This window comes from Rhizobium sp. 2YAF20, from assembly GCF_052114685.1.
Classification (GTDB): Bacteria; Pseudomonadota; Alphaproteobacteria; order Rhizobiales; family Rhizobiaceae; genus Rhizobium.
The window spans coordinates 123426-142768 of the sequence record NZ_JBFRFF010000008.1; the positions used below are offsets into that span (position 1 = coordinate 123426).

At 59.3% G+C, this 19343-nt stretch carries 19 protein-coding genes; 6 read left to right on the forward strand and 13 right to left on the reverse strand.

The genetic code is table 11. The features are described from left to right. The first annotated feature begins 78 nt into the window (after window positions 1-78). Window positions 79-1161, forward strand: a complete 1083-nt coding sequence (locus AB4Z52_RS13320; protein ID WP_442218395.1) for a glycosyltransferase — start codon at window positions 79-81, stop codon at window positions 1159-1161. Window positions 1162-1164: 3 nt separating this feature from the next. On the opposite strand, the gene AB4Z52_RS13325 is transcribed toward AB4Z52_RS13320, so the two are convergent. The 3 genes from AB4Z52_RS13325 to AB4Z52_RS13335 all read right to left on the reverse strand — a co-directional run bounded on the left by AB4Z52_RS13325 (window position 1165) and on the right by AB4Z52_RS13335 (window position 3152). After that, window positions 1165-2094, reverse strand: a complete 930-nt coding sequence (locus AB4Z52_RS13325) for a glycosyltransferase family 2 protein (protein WP_442218396.1) — start codon at window positions 2092-2094, stop codon at window positions 1165-1167. A 117-nt stretch (window positions 2095-2211) separates the two neighbouring features. Further along, the gene (locus AB4Z52_RS13330; RefSeq protein WP_442218397.1) at window positions 2212-2607 is read right to left on the reverse strand and encodes a VOC family protein; all 396 of its coding nucleotides are present in this window, start codon (window positions 2605-2607) and stop codon (window positions 2212-2214) included. A gap of 8 nt (window positions 2608-2615) precedes the next feature. Further along, window positions 2616-3152 carry a tautomerase family protein gene (locus tag AB4Z52_RS13335; RefSeq protein WP_442218398.1) on the reverse strand — a complete coding sequence of 179 codons (537 nt, stop codon included), beginning with the start codon at window positions 3150-3152 and terminating at the stop codon, window positions 2616-2618. A gap of 117 nt (window positions 3153-3269) precedes the next feature. On the opposite strand from AB4Z52_RS13335, the gene AB4Z52_RS13340 reads away from it, so the two are divergent. Next, window positions 3270-3863, forward strand: coding sequence for a TetR/AcrR family transcriptional regulator (locus tag AB4Z52_RS13340; protein WP_442218446.1), 594 nt, complete (start codon window positions 3270-3272; stop codon window positions 3861-3863). A gap of 185 nt (window positions 3864-4048) precedes the next feature. Next, window positions 4049-4579: a Holotricin-3 precursor gene (locus AB4Z52_RS13345; protein WP_442218399.1), complete on the forward strand. Its 531-nt coding sequence runs from the start codon at window positions 4049-4051 to the stop codon at window positions 4577-4579. A 36-nt stretch (window positions 4580-4615) separates the two neighbouring features. On the opposite strand, the gene AB4Z52_RS13350 is transcribed toward AB4Z52_RS13345, so the two are convergent. The 7 genes from AB4Z52_RS13350 to AB4Z52_RS13380 all read right to left on the reverse strand — a co-directional run bounded on the left by AB4Z52_RS13350 (window position 4616) and on the right by AB4Z52_RS13380 (window position 12779). Then, a complete protein-coding gene (locus tag AB4Z52_RS13350; RefSeq protein WP_442218400.1) occupies window positions 4616-5860 on the reverse strand; it encodes a D-arabinono-1,4-lactone oxidase in 1245 nt (414 codons plus the stop codon). Window positions 5861-5976: 116 nt separating this feature from the next. Continuing rightward, window positions 5977-7179 (reverse strand): MFS transporter, encoded by a 1203-nt coding sequence (locus AB4Z52_RS13355; RefSeq protein WP_442218401.1) that lies wholly within the window; start codon window positions 7177-7179, stop codon window positions 5977-5979. Window positions 7180-7289: 110 nt separating this feature from the next. Then, on the reverse strand, window positions 7290-8726 hold the full coding sequence (locus AB4Z52_RS13360) for a M81 family metallopeptidase (protein ID WP_442218402.1): 1437 nt from the start codon (window positions 8724-8726) through the stop codon (window positions 7290-7292). Between the two features lie 10 nt (window positions 8727-8736). Beyond that, window positions 8737-10656, reverse strand: coding sequence for a beta-N-acetylhexosaminidase (locus tag AB4Z52_RS13365; protein WP_442218403.1), 1920 nt, complete (start codon window positions 10654-10656; stop codon window positions 8737-8739). Window positions 10657-10683: 27 nt separating this feature from the next. After that, a complete protein-coding gene (locus AB4Z52_RS13370) occupies window positions 10684-11484 on the reverse strand; it encodes an SDR family oxidoreductase (RefSeq protein ID WP_442218404.1) in 801 nt (266 codons plus the stop codon). Window positions 11485-11486: 2 nt separating this feature from the next. Next, window positions 11487-12350, reverse strand: a complete 864-nt coding sequence (locus AB4Z52_RS13375) for a MurR/RpiR family transcriptional regulator (protein WP_442218405.1) — start codon at window positions 12348-12350, stop codon at window positions 11487-11489. 39 nt (window positions 12351-12389) lie between these two features. After that, window positions 12390-12779 (reverse strand): RidA family protein, encoded by a 390-nt coding sequence (locus AB4Z52_RS13380; protein WP_442218447.1) that lies wholly within the window; start codon window positions 12777-12779, stop codon window positions 12390-12392. Between the two features lie 111 nt (window positions 12780-12890). On the opposite strand from AB4Z52_RS13380, the gene AB4Z52_RS13385 reads away from it, so the two are divergent. Genes AB4Z52_RS13385 through AB4Z52_RS13395 form a run of 3 tightly spaced genes read left to right on the forward strand, consistent with a single transcriptional unit; the run spans window position 12891 to window position 15984 of the window. Next, a complete protein-coding gene (locus AB4Z52_RS13385) occupies window positions 12891-13376 on the forward strand; it encodes a hypothetical protein (RefSeq protein ID WP_442218406.1) in 486 nt (161 codons plus the stop codon). A 27-nt stretch (window positions 13377-13403) separates the two neighbouring features. Further along, window positions 13404-14879, forward strand: a complete 1476-nt coding sequence (locus AB4Z52_RS13390) for a M81 family metallopeptidase (protein WP_442218407.1) — start codon at window positions 13404-13406, stop codon at window positions 14877-14879. A gap of 1 nt (window position 14880) precedes the next feature. Next, entirely contained in the window at window positions 14881-15984 is a 1104-nt protein-coding gene (locus tag AB4Z52_RS13395; RefSeq protein ID WP_442218408.1) for an alanine racemase, read from the forward strand. A gap of 27 nt (window positions 15985-16011) precedes the next feature. Here the strand turns inward: AB4Z52_RS13395 and AB4Z52_RS13400 are convergent, their stop codons facing one another. From AB4Z52_RS13400 to AB4Z52_RS13410, 3 genes are all read right to left on the reverse strand, one after another. Beyond that, window positions 16012-17148, reverse strand: coding sequence for an ABC transporter ATP-binding protein (locus AB4Z52_RS13400; protein ID WP_442218409.1), 1137 nt, complete (start codon window positions 17146-17148; stop codon window positions 16012-16014). A gap of 64 nt (window positions 17149-17212) precedes the next feature. Further along, a complete protein-coding gene (locus tag AB4Z52_RS13405; RefSeq protein ID WP_442218410.1) occupies window positions 17213-18430 on the reverse strand; it encodes an ABC transporter substrate-binding protein in 1218 nt (405 codons plus the stop codon). A 67-nt stretch (window positions 18431-18497) separates the two neighbouring features. Further along, window positions 18498-19343 (reverse strand): carbohydrate ABC transporter permease, encoded by an 846-nt coding sequence (locus tag AB4Z52_RS13410; RefSeq protein WP_442218411.1) that lies wholly within the window; start codon window positions 19341-19343, stop codon window positions 18498-18500.

Genomic DNA, 19343 nt, shown 5'->3' on the forward strand with positions numbered 1-19343 from the left:
CCGCAAAACGTGGTATCGAGCCCAATGTCGCGGTTGCGGACGCGCTGAGATCTCGATCGAGCCATTTGATGTTGTGCCATGGAGGTAGGAATCGTGAACATAGTACTGGCCACAGCCCACCCGCACATTCCCCAGATTGCCGGAGGAGCGCAGGCGAACATGCACGAAATGGCGCTGGCACTGCAAGATGAGGGCCACAAGGTCTCAGTGGTTGCGGGTCTGACCGGCGCCGGGCTTATTGGACTTCGGGCAAGAATTGCGTTGAAGTTGTTTCGCCGCTCATTTCACAGTGACAGCGCTCTCGGATATGAGACCGTCAGAAGCTGGTTTCCCTGGACGGTGGCTCCCGAAATTGTAGCGGAGCTGCGGCCGGACGTGGTGGTCGCCCAATCGGGGTTGCCAGGACACATAAGCAAGGCCTTCAAAGACCAAGGCATTCCGACGGTGATCCATTTCCACAATGTCGAGAGCGAGGATCTCGCTGACGTGTCCGGCTGCTCCGCCGATTCCTATGTTGCCAATTCGGGCTTCACAGCACGCCACGTGGCCAAGGAATACGGTATCGACGCTCGAGTGATCGTCCCGTCTTTTCACCGGGACTGGTACGAAACGCGCAGCGTCGGCGACAAGATCACCTTCATCAATCCGCATCCCAATAAGGGTGTTGAGATGTTGCTGGAGGTCGTGCGGCTGATGCCAACACAGCCGTTCCTCTTTGTAAAGGCGTGGACACTAACTCCAAAGGATACCGCCGTACTGGATGATGCGAACGCGCGATTGCCAAACCTCACTATCTCCGAGCCTGTTCGCGATATGCGTGAAATATACGCACAGACCAAGATTTTAGCGATGCCCAGCAAATGGGAGGAGGCCTGGGGCCGCGTCGCAACCGAGGCACAATTTAGCGGCATTCCGGTTGTTGGATCCAATAGAGGCGGCATTCCGGAAGCCATAGGTCCTGGCGGCGTCATTATGGATAAAGATGCCTCGCCGGAGCAATGGGCCGAGGTACTCGCGAGCCTCCATGGCGACCGTTACCAGAGCCTGAGCGTCGCCGCCCTTGCCCATTCGAACCGCCCGGAAATCGATCTCCACGTACAAATGAACAGTTTTGTTTCAGTGTGCGAACAGGCGGTGAACTCGGCGAGACCGACCTCTTGAACCCTAAACGTCTTTGCGGGAATTCAAGTCGATTGGCGGAATATTGACCTTACGATGGCTGATGAACCGTGCCATACCAATCAGCTGTTGGACCAGGAGGTCCCGATGCGAGAGCTCGAGCGAGCTGTTGAACTTCGGCCCGCCAAGCCACTCACCTAGGTATTTTTTCGTGTTCCAATAAAAGTGGCGGAGCAAAAGGCCGTCGGTGAAACCGTGTTTGGCGTGAAGCGCACCGTTGCCAATCTGATAGGTGTCATTGAGCTTCTTGATGTCGAGCTGTTCCTTGCGACCGTGGAAATGGTAGACGGCCATGTCAGGGACATAGTGAATTGGAATGCCGGCTTTGTGGGCGCGGTAGATCAACTCGGTTTCTTCGCCCGCCTTGAGCGGTGCGCCAGGACCAAAACGTTCGTCGAAGCCGCCAATCTCGTCAAAGACATCCCTCGGGATGGTCAGATTGCATCCATGAACGAAACCGCCCGGGTGAATGACCCCGCCGAAAACGGCAGGCTGATCATCGACTTTAATGGTGAAAGGCAAATCGGTGGGATCACCCAGTTCCACGCGGCCACCGCGAATGACCGGGGCAACCTCCCCCTCGTAGTATCGTATCAAGTCCGCGAAATAGCTGGGAGCCAGCACACAATCGTCGTCGGTAAACGCTATGATGTCGCCCGTTGCAGATTGAATACCCCTATTCTTTGCGCGGCATACGCCTTTTACAGGCTCACGCAAAATCCGCACGGGAATGGGGGCGTTGCGCTTCAACGCCTCCGCGGTCGCAACGGTGGCGTCTGTCGAACCGTTGTCGACAATAAGCAGCTCGACGTTTGATTGAGCAACAGTAGAAGCAGCCTCAAAGACAGATCGGACCACGTTTGGCAAAACGTCGGTGCCGTTGCGAACGCATAATACTACCGAAACTGATTTCATTGTTAAATCTAACTCATGCTCGTTACTCCGGATAGCTTAAGAAAGCTCGACAATGATGTCGATGATAAGGCGCTCTGTCTGTTCAGCGCCAGGCGCCTCACACGCGCGCTGGTGCGGTCAAGCCGCACAATTCAGCATCCACTGCACGCCAAACTGGTCAGTCAGCTTGCCGAAGAAGTCGCCCCAGGGCTGAATAGCGAGCGGCGTGGTGATGACACCGCCTTCGGCAAGACGGCCGAAAAGTGCCTTGGTCTGCTCGCGATCGTCCATCATCAGGATATGTGCGGAACCTCGCATTGGCTCGGCATCATCGTTGTCCGATGCATAGAAGAGCACCCCCTGCCCCTCGAACTTCGCATGCATGATTCGGCCACGCATAGCCTCATTGTGTACCGCCATACCGCCCTCGCCATAGCGCAACACCTCGACGAGGTGACCGAGGCCGCATCGCGTATAGAAGCTGAGTGCCTGCTCGCAGCTCGTCGTAAAGAAGAGATAATTTGATAATTGCATGACGAACCTCAACGACGGTTGGCCTCGGCGGGATAGCCATGCGCCTCGCGTTCGCGGCGCTGCGCGGCCAACAAAGGCTCAAAGTATTCTGCCCGCTCCGCTCCACCGCCTGCTGCCTGATTGATCTCGCGGATGCCAACCGTCTGGCCGCTGGCGCCCCAGTTTCCATCCGGAACCTCATGGACCAGCACCCAGTCTCCAGCACGGTTGGGGAAACTGCCATCCACGTCGAGGGTCTTGGCAATGATGGCATTTATGCGCGCGTGCAGCGCGGTCTTGTCGGATTGAGGGGCAGCTCCGACTGGGTAGACGACGTCAAAGATGAACCGCCCGCCCTTCGGCGCGTCAAGATCCGGCTTGCCGCCGACGAACCAGGACGTCTTCGCATCGACCTCGTTAAACAACACATAGGCCACGGCACGGCCTGCCGGCGTGTCGGCGCCAACTTCCGCAATCAGGATAGCTGCAGTGAGCTCGTCGGCGAGCAGGGCCTTTTGAGTGTCTGTGAAGGCGCCGCGCTGGTGGGTAATTCGGAGCAATGGCATTTGGGTCTCCTCTGGATTGGCGCCAGGGATTGCCAGCGCCGCTTAGACACATCACATTACGATCGTAATCATGTCAAGGATTATGTGGCGATCGTAATATAATAGGAGGGCGACATGGTGCGCTATTCGCAGGGACACAAGGAAAAGAGCCGGGCACTTATTGTCGATGCGGCCGGGCGCGGGTTTCGCAAGCAGGGCTATGGGGGAATCGGCGTGGATGGTCTGGCGCGAGAGGCAGGCGTTACACATGGCGCATTCTATGGTCACTTCCGGTCCAAGGCGGAGGCGTTCGGCGCGGCAGTCGTGGCCGGTCTCAGTGATCTCAGGCATGGGATAGAAACCGTGCGCGAGGAACATGGCGCAGGCTGGGTCGCCAAATTTGCCGCCTTCTACATGGGCCACAAACGAACCTGCGATTTGGCTGACGCTTGCAACTTGCCGAGCCTTTCCGCCGAAATCGAGCGTGCGGACCCTGCTATTCGCGCCGCCTACGAGGTCGAACTGCGCCAGGTGATGGAAGCGGTCGCCTTGGGATTACCGGAGGGATCGGAGACCGAGCGTCAGGCTCGCGCCTGGGTACTGCTGTCGCTGCTGACCGGTGGCGTCACCCTAGCCCGCGCCGTGCCGAGCCAAGCGACCAGCAAACAGATTGCCGCAGCCGTTGAGAGCGCTGTTTTGATGGTGGCCAAGGGTGCGCTGGATTCTCAATGAGCGGCGCCGTCAATGTTAGCGCGGACCGACGACGTAACTTAAAAAGTCAGCACGTGTTTGATTTGAATATCACATCGGATTTTCCACCTACCCGCAGTCCAGCCACCTATAGGCGAACCATACAATGGCCCCAATTCGCCCATTTGCTCCGCATAGTGGCTGATTTTTGAGCATTGGAGATGCATGTGACTCGTTTTCGCGGAATATTGATGGCGTCGATTTGTGTCGGTTTGATCGGCTCCAACCCTTCTGTGTCGACGTTTGTCGGCGAGAACTTGTTCGTCGGTTCGGCTCTTGCGAAGGACGGTGGCAACGGTCACGGCAACGGCAACGGCAACGGACACAGTGGCGGCAATGAGGGGAAATCCGAGAACCACGAAGGCGTCGCCTCTAGCGATGAAAAGGCCGAGAGAGCCGCCCGAAGGGAGGCCTTCGAGGAAGCAGCATCGGTCGCCGATCCCGACGACGCGAACCACCTTGGCGCACTGAATGCCGCACACGCCTCGCTCCGCGCAAGAGAGCGCGCTTCTCCAAAATCGGCAGTCGGCAAGATTGCGGCCTATGAACGGGCGCGCGAGAAGGCCCTTGCGATCACTGACCCGACGCAACAAGAATTGGCACTTGATGCGGCGGTAGATCAATTAGATGCAGCCTTCGGGCGCACTTTGACAACGGCCCAGATTAGCAAGGTCAATGCCCTGCTCGACGCCAGATAGGTACTTGATCCAAGCTTTGGCGGTGCGGCTGGTAGACTACTTAAACAGCTGTGTCAGATGGTCGTTGAGGTAGAAGCCCTGCGGGTCGAGCCTGCGACGCAGGGCACGGAATTCCTCGGCCTTCGGATAAATATCGCTCACATCGTCGCCGGTCAGGAAGTGCAACTTGCCCCAATGTGGTCGTGAACCAAAACCGCGCAGGATGGCGTCCACGTCCCGCAGGTACGGCCAGTAGTCGGTGCCGGGTTCGCCGGAAACCGATACGGTCACGCTGTCCTGTTCGAAGAACGGGCTCATCCAGGCGTTGTCGCCGGCCGTAAATCGATACTCGATCGGATAGATGCATTCCGGATATTTCTCCAGCATCAGCTTGCGGACTTCGATGACCGCTTGCTTGCCGTAGGCGACCGGAACCGCATATTCCAGCTCATGGAAGTTCGCGACGTAGACGATCGGATAGATCTCAGAGCTGAAAGCGATCTTCTCGAACTCGGTCTCCATCGGCGGCCGGTCCGTGATGTCCATCGTCTTCATTTCGCAGACATCGGTGGTTTTTCCCGATTTCGATGTAGCAGCCGTGTCGGGCAGGCAGTAGCAGTGACGGCTTTGCTCCGTCGGGCACCAGAAGAAACTGAAATGGCGATGCGACGCTGCAAGTTCGTCATGCATCTCCATGCAGGCGTCGAAATCCTCTCGCCAGATCTTCTCATGCAGGTTGTAGCTATCCATCAACTGAAGCGTGATTTCCGAGATCACCCCCAAAGTGCCAAGAGACACACGGCTTGCACGCAAAAGATCTTGATTGCTCTCGTCTACCGTCAGAACCCCGCCGTTCGGCTGGACAAGCTTCATTCCAACGATCGAAGAGGCCAGATTGCCCAATGTGCTGCCGGTGCCGTGCGTTCCGGTGGTCAGGGCGCCGGCGAGAGCCTGTGAATCTATATCACCCTGGTTCACCATCGACAGGCCGTTATCCTTGAGAACGCGGCCAAGCTCGTTGATTGTCGTACCCGCCGATACGCTGACCCGGCGCGCTTCGCGGTCGATGTGGCGGACGCCTTTCATTTGCGATAGCGAAAGCAGGAGCCCGCTTGTGATCGCAACGGGGGTGAAGGAATGGCCGGAACCGACGCAGCGCACATTCAGCCCCTGCGAAGTGGCTTGTCTCACCATGTCGCAAAGTTCCGTTTCGCTCGTCGGCTCTCCACGATACCTAGTGATGCAGGACTGGTTGCCGACCCAGTTTCTCCAATGTCCGCCCTGATGGAATCCGTTTGTCATCAGCCTGCATCCTGCCTCGGTTCGGGTTTCGTGTGCGTCTTGCCGATCATGACAATATCGCGAGGGAGAGCCAGAGCAAGCCGTGATTGCGCGGATCGCCATGAAACCGTGTCGCGTCAATGACGTCTTTTCGACCCGTCCAAAACGAGAAGCAGCAGCATACCGAGGGTTCCCGCACCAGCGCCGATCACGGCGGTTCCGGAATAGCTGCTGATGGCGGTGCCGAAGGCAAAGAGCGCGGCACTCATCCCCGCACTCAGAAATAGATTGACTGAGATAAGCGCGCTGCCGAGGCCCGGCCGGTCGGCGATCAGATCCTGCAAATAGGTGATCGGAATGCTGATCAGCGCGGCCGCTCCCGCGCCGCTGACAAGCGTCAGCGCATAGACATGCCACGGCGTGGAGGCAAAGCCGAGCAGCGCCAGGTAGGTGACATAGATGGCAGTGCCGATCGCCAGCGCGGCGACGGGACTAATGGAGCGCTGGATACGACCCCAGACGACGATGAAGATGACTTCGAGAAAGGCGACGATGCCGACCAGCACGCCGATGTCGGTGACGGTGCCATGCGCTGCTCCGGTTACAATCAACGGCAGGACGGCGCCACTGATGTGCAGCGTACTGAAGATCAATGCGATGGCGATAAGCCTGACGAAAATCTTCGGCGACAAGACCTCGCCGAGTGCGGCGAGATGGGAGAGATGGGCTCCGGCATGACTGTCGGTTCCGCTTTGGCGGGGCAGGAACGCAGCGATCAATCCCAGGCACGCGACACAGGCAAGACAGGCGAAAAGATAAGCCGGCAGCATGCTCGTCGCATGCGCGAGGAGCGCGCCGGTGATCCCCGGAACAAGGACCCAGGACAGCGAAATTGCCGCACGGACGCCGGAGTTTACCGCGGCAACCTCGTGGCGGGGCATGCCTTTGGCAGCCGCACGCACATTGGCAAAAAGCAGCGAATTCAGCGCATTGTAAATTGGCAGCATGAAAAGGATACAAAGAACGAATGTCGTCTGGGCAGGCAGGAGATAGACGACACCATAGCCGAGGACGCCGAAGACGGTGACCGACAGCATCATCGAACGGTACTCGCCAAGCCGATCGGCAAGATTGCCGACGAGAACGCTGACGACGACATTGACAGCGGCAGCCGCAAAGATCAGCGCGGAATAAAGCCCGTTGCTGAGGCCCAGTTCGCGAATGCCGATCACCGACTGGTATGGCGAGGTTGCAGCGCCCGCGAATCCATAGGCAAAGAGCGTCAGCGTGCTGACCCGGATCGTCGGGTTGCGGAAGACATCGGGGAGAAAAGCGGCCATCGGAGGGACTATCAAAGCGAGATGTGGCAAAGAGGAGATGCGCCCGGCGACTGCGGGCGGTAGGGCTTTAGCAGGTTCGGTGGTGCGCCGTAACACGCCAAAGCCGCTGGTCAATCTTTCCAGCGCGCGGAGAAGCGTGCCTTCGGTTGGTACTCGAAGCTCCGGTCGAACGGGAAGACAGGACGCACGCGGCGCTTGCTGACAAGGCCCCCGATATCCTGATTGACCACGCCATCCGTCAACGCCATCAGGTTGGGATTGGCAATCGGCGCAAGTTCCGGCGAAAGATAGCCGGATTTGACGACGAGCAGCCGCACCGCCTTGGGTTCAAGTCCGAGACGGGTGAAATCCCCGATGTTGTGATAGGGGCGCCGACGCGCCGCGAGCACCACGGTGACGCCGCCCAGGCGGACAACGGCCTGGCGTTCCGCCTGCGTGCCCGGATCATCGAGAAAAGTCACCTCCGCCTCTGTCTCGACGGGCAAGCTTGCCGGGTCGAGGCTGCCGCCGATCCGCAAAACAACGCTGGCGCCCTTGCCGGCAGCAAAGCAGGCTTCAACGGCTGGCCGGTCAGTAATGCCGGCCAACAGCGCGCCTTCGAAATTGCGCGCGATCAACGCCCGCAGCACATCGGCCCGATCTCCGACGCCACCGCCCGTTGGGTTGTCAGCGGAATCGGCAAGAATGACCGGAAAAGTGACAGCTTTCTGCGCGATATCAAGCATCTCATCGAGCGGGCCGGTGACCGGGCCGAAGCCGAAATCCTCGCGGGCGTTCCAATAGGAAAGCGCGATTTGCTCGGCGGCCCTCGTTGCCGCAACCTTGTCAACAGCGGTAACAACGGCACAGGCGGTCGCACGCGGCTCATCGGCCCAGACGTAACCGATCATCAGATTGGCATCGAGGATACCGGCTTGCCTGTCGAATTCCGGCAGGGTCCGGTAAATGCCCTTCGCAGGCTCGTCCTCGGTCGAGGTGCACTCGCCCGGCAGCAGCACCGGCACCGGCACCCAAACGACACCGGGCAGCTTGCCACCCTTCAGCACGTCGACCAACATCGACCAGGCACGAACCATGGTCTCGCGAACGTCGATATGGGGGGCAGTGCGATATGCGGCGAAGATGTCCAGCTGGTCGATGATCCGTTGGCTGACATTGCCATGCAGGTCATAGCTTGCGGCAACGGGGCAATCCGGCCCGACAACTTCGCGAGCAGCCGAAATCCAGTCGCCTTCGGCGTCATCCATTCCCTCGACATTCACCGCGCCATGCATGGCAAGATAGAGTCCGTCGAGCGGTAAGGCATCTTTCAGCAGTCCGAGGAATTCGGCCTTGATGGCTTCATAGGCCAGGCGCGAGACCGGTCCTCCGGGAACCGCGCGGGCGTGAATGAGCGGAACATGCTCGATGCCATCCGACTTCAGGAAGCTGAAATAATCCGAGCCGATGAGGTTCGCGCCACGCATGACGCGGAAATCGTCGACTGCCATCAGCACCGGCGAATAGGTGCTGCACTCCGTGTGAATTCCACCAACTGCAACGCGCATGATAGGGACCTTAAAGGTTCGGGCTGAGCGGCACGATGGCGGCAAAGCGTTCCCAGTTTTTCATTGCCCGTGGCGTCCAGGCCGCTTCGGCAATCGCTGGAAGACGCGGGAAAACCAGACGATTGAAATAACCGCGCGAAAGGAAATGCTCTGACCAGATGCAGGCCTGCACGCCTCTCATTCTGTCTTTCAATTCTTCCGGGAAATCGCCCTCTGCCTCGTAGGCATATGTGTGGGCGGGCGGCACGGTCCCAGCCCAACTTGCGCCTGGCTCCTGGAATGCTTCCGCCTGCACCATGTCGAGGTAATAGGCCTGGCCCGGCGTCATAACGACATCGTAACCCTCTCGCGCAAGGTCGATGCCGACATCAGGGTTTTCCCAGGCCATCAGCAGCGTATCCGCCGCGCCGACGCCGCCGCCGTGGGCCACCTCGTTCCAGCCGGCAAGCTTGCGCCCGCGCGCCGTCAGCATCTCCTTGACGCGCTTGAGGAAGTAGGATTGCAAGGCGAAGGTGCCGGAAATCCCCTGCTCTTTCATAAGCTTCCTTGCCAGCGGCGAGGCAAGCCAAGAGCCATTTGCCACCTCGTCGCCGCCGATATGAAGATAGTCGGAGGGGAAAAGTTCGACCATTTCGTCGAAAACCTTTTCGAGAAATTCGTAGGTGAAGGGCACCGCCGGGTTCAAGGCGTTGTTGGCATAGCCCTGAACCGAGTGATAGCTCTCGGGTGCCTCCTGCCCGTCGGTCAGATCAGGCAGGGCAACCAAAGTTGCCGCATTATGGCCGGGGATATCGATCTCAGGGATGATCTCGACGCTCAGTGCCTGCGCATGGGCGACGATGGCCTTTACGTCCTCCTGCGAATAGAAGCCGCCGACCGGCGCAGCACCGTTGCCGAGCTGCGGCAAAAGAGGCTCGTCCGGCCCGCGCAGGACGCCGGTCGTGGTCAGTGACGGATAGGCCTTTATCTCCAGGCGCCAGGCCTCGTCGTCGCTCAAATGCCAATGGAAGATGTTGAGCTTGAACCAGGCGACTATGTCGATCAGCCTGAGGACATCGCCAACTGGATAGAATTGGCGGGAAACGTCGAGATGGCATCCGCGCCAGCCATAGCGCGGCCTGTCGATGATCGTGCCGGAGACGGGGAAGCAAAATTTGTCAGGCATGGCGCGCGCACCATGCAGCAATTGCGCCAACGAGATCAGACCATACAGCCGGCCGGCGTCATCGCAATAGGCAAGGCTTACCTCGTCGGGCGAAAATTTGAGGGAATAGCCTTCCTTGGCAATGCCGGCATTGCTGACAAAGCTTATGGGACGACCTTGCGGCGCCGCGGCGAGATTGAAGGGCACATGGCTGCTCTCGAAAAGGCGGCGGAAATGGGCGATCGCGGTCGATACGGTGCTGACCTCTTCGAAAGAACTGCCCTCTGCTGGATAGAGCACGACCGGGAAGCCTTCCCCCGGCTTGGCGTCGATCTCGGCCGGCCAGGGCTGCAGCGCAAAGGGCAGATCGAGCTCTCCTTGCGGCAGGAGAACCGGCGGCGGCTCGCTGACGCGGCCCTCCAGCAGAAGGTCCGAGACGGCAACGTCCACATGCGTGCCGCCAGCCAGCGTCAGATAAGCGGACTTGGCGCCGTCAGTGCAATGGCGCGCCTGACGATGCAGGCCGCTGACGGTGAAGGTCCAGTTCTTACCGGGCTCGATGACCAAGCCTTGCGGCGGTGCGAATTCGTGAAAGTTGGCGTCCCGCCGCAGGAAAGTGGCATTGCCGCATGCCATTGGATCGATGACCCGCGTCAACGAGGTATAGGCCAGACGGAAGCCTGAAAGCGGCGTGTCGGAAAGATTGAAAACCATGAAGGTGAAGCGGCCGTTCGGCCCGCCATCCGGTTGCCAAGTACTTTCCAGGCGATAGGAAGCCGGTTGCATATCTGATCCTCTCGTTTTCATTGGCTTTCAATAGTGGTCCGATTGAGAAAAGGTCCGGGCGAGCTCCGCCTGACCGGCGGTAAGCCCGCAATCGACAGGCAGGCAGACGCCTGAAATCGCCGCGGCCAGGGGGCTCGCGAGGAAGCCGACCGCATTGGCGACATCGACGGGATCGACGACCCGCTGAAGTGGATACCAGCGGCGCGCCTCTTCAAAGACATTGGGATTGGCTGCAGCACGGGCCTCCCAGAGCTGAGTTCGCACCGTGCCTGGCGCTACGGCATTCGCACGGATGCCGAACTTTCCGTATTCGACCGCTACAAGCTTGGTGAAATGCAGCAGGCCGGCCTTGGCAGCACTATAGGCGGGATGACCAAAGACGTTCATGCCGTTCACCGAGGAAATGTTGATCAGCGAGCCCTTCGATGCCTTCAGCATGTCCTCGACGGCGCGGAAGCAGAGAAATGCGGCCTCGAGATTGAGAACATTGTCGGACCGCCAAATTTCCGGCGTCGTATCGTGCAGGCTGACGGCGTGGGCACCACCGGCATTGTTGACAAGCGTCCTCACAGTCCCGAGAGCCCGGGCGCGCGCTGCCATGTCGGCGACGCTCTCCACATCGGTGATGTCGCAGCGCACGGCCACGAAACGCCCTTCCGGTCCGAGATCCCTTGCAGCCTTTTCTGCCGCAGCAAGATCGATATCGACGAGGAGGATGATGTCATGGTCCTCGCCGAGCCGGGCGGCGATCGCCCGGCCGATGTCGCCTGCACCGCCTGTTACGATCGCAATCGTTCCGCTTCCGGGGCTTGTCTTTGCGGCCTGCATTCTCAGTCTCCAAGAAGTTGACGGTCATCACCGTCGCGGTGCGTGACAAGCTGTTGCTTGATCCGCCGAAGCGTTATCGTCGCCTTGGGCTGGATCGCATAGGCAACGAGGCTGGCAAGGATATCGACGGCGGCGAGATAGGCGATGCGCGTCGAGGTGGGACGATAGATGTTATTGCCTTCGGGCAAATCGATCGGCACAACGATATCGGCGGCCTCAGCCACCAGGCTGCCGCTCTGGGTCAGCGCGATGGTCGGGACCTTTGATTCGCGCGCGAGAGTGAACGCCCGGACGAGTTCGGCATTGCGCCCGGAAAAGGACGAGCCGATCAACACGTCAGTCGGCTTTGCAGCGGCCGCCATCATCAACTGCATGCTGTGATCGGAACTGGCGGTCACATGCAGCCCGAAGCGAAAGAGCCGGTTCTGAAATTCGTTGGCAACCATCGACGAATTGCCGCCGGAGCCGAAGGCATAGATCATCTCAGCCTGTGAGATTCGCTGCGCCGCCTGCGCGACGGCTGCCATATCAAGCGAACGGTGCAGCAGAAAAAGCGCGTTCTGCGCCTTCTCGACGATATCGCGCGCGACGTCGGCGGGATCGGTGCTCTTGGATTCCGGCTTCAGGTAGCGCACGCCGACATGAGCGGTGCGGGCCAGTTGGATCTTGAAATCGGAAAAGCTGTCGCAGCCGAGGCGCCGGCAGAAGCGGGTAACGGTTGGCGGCGAGACATCGGCTTTTTCGGCAAGGCCGATGATCGAGGCATTCACGGCAAATTCGAAGTCGTTGAGAATGATGTCGGCGATGCGGTTTTCAGATTGGGAAAACCGCCCCCTCTCTTCCTGCAATGTAGAGAAAATGTCCATTTACACGCTCCCCCAACGATGCGCCGATTTTGTCCGGCGTCATGCGCCTTTCGGCTTGTACGCGATGCAGTCGATTTCCACCTTGCAGTCCACCATCATCGACGACTGCACGCAGGCGCGCGCCGGCGGGTGCTCACCGAAATATTCCTGATAGATCTTGTTGAAGCTCCAGAAATCGCGTGGGTCGTCCAGCCAGACGCCGACCCTGACGATGTGCTCGACGCCGTAGTCGGCCTCCTTCAGGATCGCCAAGACATTGGCGATGGTCTTGTGTGTCTGCGCAATGATGTTGCCATCGATGATCTCGCCGTTTTCCATGGCGACCTGCCCGGACACATGCAGCCAGCCATCAGCTTCGACAGCCCGCGCAAACGGCAACGACTTGCCTCCTGCGCCCGTTTGACCCGTGCCATAACGCTTGATGGGCATTGCCGTTTCCTGCAAATTATTTTCTTGATAAGTTGACAAATGACCATAGAAAGCGGAATTTGACCAGCGAAAAACGTTATTTATGAAAAGAATTTCAATCTGGGAGGAAACATGCGCGATCCCTTTCAAAACCCTTTCCCTTCGTCCGACGCCGCTCGCCACGCCATTTGGGAGATGCTGGTGCCGCGCGATATCGACGCATTTCTCGCCGCCGACTGGTCCATGGTTGCGGATGATTTCGTCGAAGACGGCTTCATCGGCATTGACGGTAAGCGCGAAATCAGTCCGGACAATTGGTGCCTGGCGTTCCCGACGCTTGCCGCCTATCGCGACGAATGGCTGAGGCAGGCGAAGGATTTCGCGACGCAATCCTTTGCCGAGGATAGGCGCGCGGCGATCTTTACCACCACGACGCTGGAAGACATCGAGATTAAGGGCGAGGCAGCACTCGTTCGCAAGAAGTTCAATGGCGGCCTGACGAAGGCCGACGGCAGCCGCGATGTGATGCAGTGGCAGACACTTTATTATTGCCGCCTTCACGCGGGGCGCTGGAAGATTTCCGGCTTCACCGGCTATCTCCCCAATCCAATGGGTTGAACCGGTTTCAGCACGGAGGCAATTGCATTGCGCATATTTACGGCAGCCCTCGCCACCGAAACCAACACCTTCTCCCCCATCTGCGTGGATCGGCGGGCTTTCGAGGCGTCTCTTTATGCCCGGCCGGGCGAGCATCCCGAGACGCCGACGCTCTGTACGGCGCCGATAACAGTGGGACGCAAGGTTGCCGCGGAAAAGGGCTGGGAGCTGATCGAAGGCACCGCGGCCTGGGCGGACCCGGCAGGGTTGGTCAGCCGGTCAACTTACGAAGGTTTGCGTGACGAGGTGCTTGGGCAATTGCGGGCGGCGCTGCCGGTGGACGCGGTCGTGCTTGGCCTGCATGGTGCAATGGTCGCGGCGGGCTATGAGGATACCGAAGGCGATATCCTTGCCCGCGTGCGAGAGATCGTCGGGCCGGACGTTCTCATCTCCGCCGAACTCGACCCCCATAGCCACCTGACAGCCAAGCGCCTCAAGGCGGCCGATATCTTCGTCTATTTCAAGGAATTTCCGCATACGGACTTCGTCGAGCGGGCAGAGGATCTCTGGCGCATCACGGTCGACACGCTGGAAGGCCGGATAAAACCCGTCATGTCGGTATTCGATTGCCTGATGATCGACGTCTATCCGACCTCGCGGGATCCGATGCGCTCCTTCGTCGACAAGATCATGAAGATCGAAAAGGAAGATGCGGACGTTCTTTCGATTTCCGTGATCCATGGTTTCATGGCAGGCGACGTGCCCGACATGGGCACCAAGCTTCTCGTCGTCACCAACGACAAACCGGAAAAGGGCGCAATGCTTGCGCGCGAACTCGGCCTCGAGCTGTTTTCGAAACGGGGCACGTTCATCATGCCGCAGATCGATGAAAAGCAGGCCGTCGGCGAAGCGCTCGCTGCCGCATCCTGGCCGGTCGTCATTGCTGACATGTGGGACAATCCCGGCGGCGGTACCGCCGGCGATGCCACCGTGCTTCTTGAAGAGCTGTTGGCAAAAGGCGCGACCGACACAGCTATCGGCACGATATGGGACCCCATGGCCGTCAAGATCTGCATGGCAGCGGGAGAAGGTGCGGAGATTCCGCTGCGTTTTGGCGCCAAGTCGGCGCCGGGGACCGGAAATCCGGTGGATGGCATCGTCACCATCGTGAAGCTCGTTCTAAATGCCGAGATGCGCTTCGGCGAAAGCTTCGCTCCTTTTGGCGACGCCGCGCATATCGTTCTCAACGGCATCGACATAATATTGAATTCGACCAGGGCGCAAAGTTTCGATCCCAGCCTGTTTTCAGTGATGGGCATCGATCCGACGTCGAAGAAGATCCTTGTGATCAAATCGACCAACCACTTTTTTGCGTCCTTTTCCAAGATGGCGGCGAAGATTATCTATTGCGCAGCAGGCGCGCCTTACCCGAACAATCCGGCAAAGACGCCCTATCGCCGCGCAAGGAAGGACATCTGGCCGATGATTGCCAATCCTCATGCAAACGAACACGGGGCATCTTGAAATGAGCCATAACGAAGATTTCGCCATCATCGCCAAGCCGGGCGACAAAGTCTCCGATCTTTCGACGCCCCGGCCGATCATCGATGAGGACCGGCTTGCGGCAAACATCGCTCGCGTACAATCCTACATGGACAAGCATAGCCTGAATTTCCGGCCTCATATCAAGACCCATAAGATACCGGCGCTTGCCGCTGCCCAGATTGCCGCCGGAGCCCGGGGCATCAATTGCCAGAAGATCACCGAGGCGGAAGTCTTTGCTGCTGCAGGGTTCGACGACATACTGATCACATTCAACATCCTTGGCGCCGAGAAGCTTGCCCGCCTTGCAGCTCTCAACGATCGGATCGCAGCGCTCAAGGTCGTTGCCGACAGCGCGGTGACGGTGGACGGCCTGGCCGCGCACTTTGCCTCGCGCAAACCGCTGACGGTTCTTGTCGAATGCGATACTGGCGGCGGACGCTGCGGCGTCCAGACGCCTGCCGAAGCTGCCGCGCTCGCCGCCCGTATAGCAGCAGCCCCCAGCCTCGTCTTCGGCGGCCTCCTGACCTATCCGAAGATAGGTGGCGCGGCCGAGGTCGAGCGATTTGCAAGCGAGACCCTGGCTCTCCTCAAGGCCGCCGGCATCGACTGCCCCGTCGTCAGCAATGGTGGTACGCCGAGCCTTTTCGACGCCCACCTCGTGACCTCCGCCACCGAACATCGTGCCGGAACCTACATCTACAACGATCGTTCGATGGTGCGCGCTGGCCACTGCACCGAGGACGACTGCGCGATGCATGTGCTCGCCACCGTCGTCTCGCGTCCGACCGCCGACCGCGCGGTGATCGACGCCGGTTCCAAGTCGTTGACATCCGACCTTCTCGGCTTTGCCGACTTCGGCACCGTCGTCGGCTATCCCGAAGGCGTCATCACAGGACTATCAGAGGAGCACGGCGTCATCGACCTGTCGCGCTGCAACGGCAAGCGCCCCGAGATCGGCGAAAAGATCCGCATTATCCCGAACCACACCTGTGTGATCTCGAACCTGTTCGACACGATGGTGTTTCACCGCGACGGCGTTGTAACACGAGTGGAAGAGGTCGCGGCGCGCGGCCTCGTCTGGTAAATTATGACGTCGCGCCGCCGGCGCGGCCTAAGCCGCGGTCGACGGATTAAGCAGGTTCATGTCGATGTCGGTCAGTTCGACATGGCGTTCGAACGCAATCCCCGCATCGTCGAACAGATGGCAATCGGCCGCATTCAGACCCGCCGATAGCGGTACGTCGGCGCGGATCGGAACGCTTCCAGGCAAGGTCGCGCAGAAATTCTCGCCTTCCCCGTCGAGCGCCGCATAGGCAACCGTCTGCGCGCCCAGCCGCTCGATGACGGTCGGCACGATCGTCATGGTGATTTCGCCCGAGCCGATGTTGATGTGTTCCGGTCGAATGCCGAGGGTCAATGCCTTGCCGACCAGACCTTCGCGGGGCGTGACCGGCAGCAGGGCCGTCTGGCCCTTGTAGTCGATCTCGATGCCGGATGGGCCAACGCTCTTGCAGGTCACGGGCAGAAAATTCATTCTTGGATTGCCGATAAAGCCAGCCACGAAGATATTCGACGGCTTGTGATAAAGCTCGAGCGGCGCGCCGGTCTGGGCGATTTCACCGGCATTGAGCACCACGATGCGATCGGCCATCGTCATCGCTTCCACCTGGTCGTGGGTGACGTAAATCATTGTCGCCTTGAGCTGGCGATGCAGTTTGGCAAGCTCGATGCGCATGTCGGTGCGCAAGGCGGCATCGAGGTTGGACAGGGGTTCGTCGAAAAGGAAGATCTTCGGCTCGCGGACGATGGCACGGCCGATGGCAACGCGTTGGCGCTGGCCGCCCGAAAGCATGCCGGGTTTCTGTTGCAGACGCTGCTCGAGATGAAGAATGCGAGCCGCGTTGTCGACTTTCGCCTTCAATTTATCCTCCGGCATCTTCTCGACGCGCAGCGGGAAGGCGATGTTCTCGAACACGGTCATGTGCGGATAGAGGGCATAGGACTGGAAGACCATGGCAATGCCGCGCTTGACCGGCGGCAGGTCGTTGACCCTTTTTCCGTCGATCAGGATGTCGCCGCCGCTGATTTCTTCCAGACCGGCAATGCAACGAAGAAGAGTGGACTTGCCACAACCCGACGGCCCGACGAACACGACGAATTCGCCATCCTGAATCTCGAGATTGATATCGTGCAGGATTTCAGCGATGCCGTAGCGTTTGACGATATGATTGAGGTGAAGCCGGTCCACGCTATGCTCTCCAATTTGTCATCATCAGCTCCGGGGGCGGATCTCTCCGCCCCCGGAAACTGGATTACTTGTACTGCTCCAGATCGGCGGCTGCCTTCTTCAGAGCGACGGCTGGCTCCGTCTTGCCGGTGACGACAGACTGGACCATTTCGATCATGGTGTTCTGGAAGCCCTTGTAGTCAAGGAACAGAGGTTCCGGACCGCCGAAGGAGATGCCGTCGAGGAAGGGCTGCCAGCTCGGGTCTTTCGAGACCAGATCCTTGACGCCGGGAACGGGGCGCAGCGGGGTCAGCCCGTTGGAGACTTCATAGACGAACTGGTTTTCCGGGTTGGTGAGGAACTTGGCGAGATCGGTCGCCTTGTCCTCCACGCCGCTACCCTTGAAGATTGCAAGGCTGTCGGTGATGAGCAGCGTGCCCGGGCCCTTGGCATGCGGGCCGAGCGGCAGGTTGGCGACGCCCCACTTGAACTTTGCGTCCTTGAGCTTGTTAACAGCGCCGACGGAAGCGTGGATCATGGCGATCTTGCCGTCGAGGAAGATGGCGCGCACTTCGTTCTGCTCGTAGGCCGTCGGACCCTCTTCGGCATAGGGCACCATCGCCTTCAGCGCGGTCAGAGCCTCGAGATTCTCGGGGCTGTCGAGCACGATCTTGCCGTCGGCGTCGAGCACCTTGCCATTGTTGGTATAAACCCAGTGGAGGAACTGGTGCATGGTGTTGTCATAGGTCTTTGCGACGACGCCGAAGCCGGCAATGCCGGTCTTTTCCTTGATGGTCTTGGCGTCTGCAAGCTCTTCAGCCCAGGTCGTCGGCGGCTTTTCCGGGTCGAGGCCTGCCTGCTTGAAGAGGTCCTTATTCCAGTAGAAGGACTTGGTCGAGAAAGCGACCGGAACACCCCACTGCTTGCCCTCGAATGTCACTGTTTCCGGGATGTTCGGATAGTAAGCGGCCTTGTCCGCATCGCTCATCGCAACCGGGATGATGAGATCGTTGCTCGCGAACTGCTTCAGCGTGCGCGATCCGACATAGGCGAGCGCCGGCGGTGTGCCAGCGGCTGCCAGCGTCGTCACCTTGTCCTGGCACTGATCCCAGCCAACCGGTTCGATGTTGACCTTGTAGCCGGCGTTTGCCTTCTCCCAGGTGGAGATGAAAGGCGGATAGGTCGGATCGACCGAGTCGCCGCACTGGATGAAGTTGATGACCTTGTCTTCGCCAAGCGCTATCGACGTCGTCGACAGTAGGGCGGCGAAGACGCCCATTACGATCTTGGAATGCAGAGGCATTTCGTTTTTTCCTTCCACTCTGGTTAGGTAGTCTTCTACTCTTGGTTATTGGCGAGACACGTTGGCCTCACTCTTTCACGGCACCGGCCGTCAGGCCGGCGACGAGATAGCGCTGCAGGAAAATGAAAACGACGAGCACCGGCGCGATGCCGACGAAGCTTGCTGCCATCAGCTCGTTCCAGGCGACCTCCTGCCGTCCGAAAAACCCGAACAGGCCGACGGACAAGGGCATGTATTCGGACTTCGAATTGAAGGTCAGTGCATAGATGAACTGCTGCGCGTAGACCGTTAGGAAGCAGAACATTGCCACCACCAGCACGCCAGGCCCTGCAAGCGGCAGGATGATCCGGCGCAGGATATAGAGCCGGCCGGCGCCATCCACGAAGGCCGCCTCCTCCAATTCTTTCGGAATTCGCATCAGATAAGCGCGCAACAGCCAGATGCCGGTTCCAAGCAGAAAGGCTGCCCCCGGGATGATCATCGCCAGGTAGGTATTCAGAACACCGATGGTGCGCATCAACCGGAACAGGGGAATAATCAGCACGGCGCCGGAGAACATGTTCACCGATAGAAACATCCCGAGAATGATGCCGCGGCCGCGAAATTCGATGCGCGACAGCGCATAGGCCGCCGGAATGATCAACGCCAGGCCAAGCAAGGTGGTGACGGTCGCGATGAAAATTCCGTTGAGCATGTAGCGCCACAGGAGCGGCACCGTGGTCCAGATGGTGAAATAGGCGTCGAACGACCCGTTTTCCGGCCAGAAGTGATAGGGCGACGAAAACAGCAGTGATATCGGCTTCAGGGACACCAGAAAGCCTTCGATGAAAGGGCCCATGATGAAAAACAGGAAGACGAAGGTGCCGAGATAGATGCCGATCTTTTCGTGCCAGCGGAATTTGTCGATCATCAT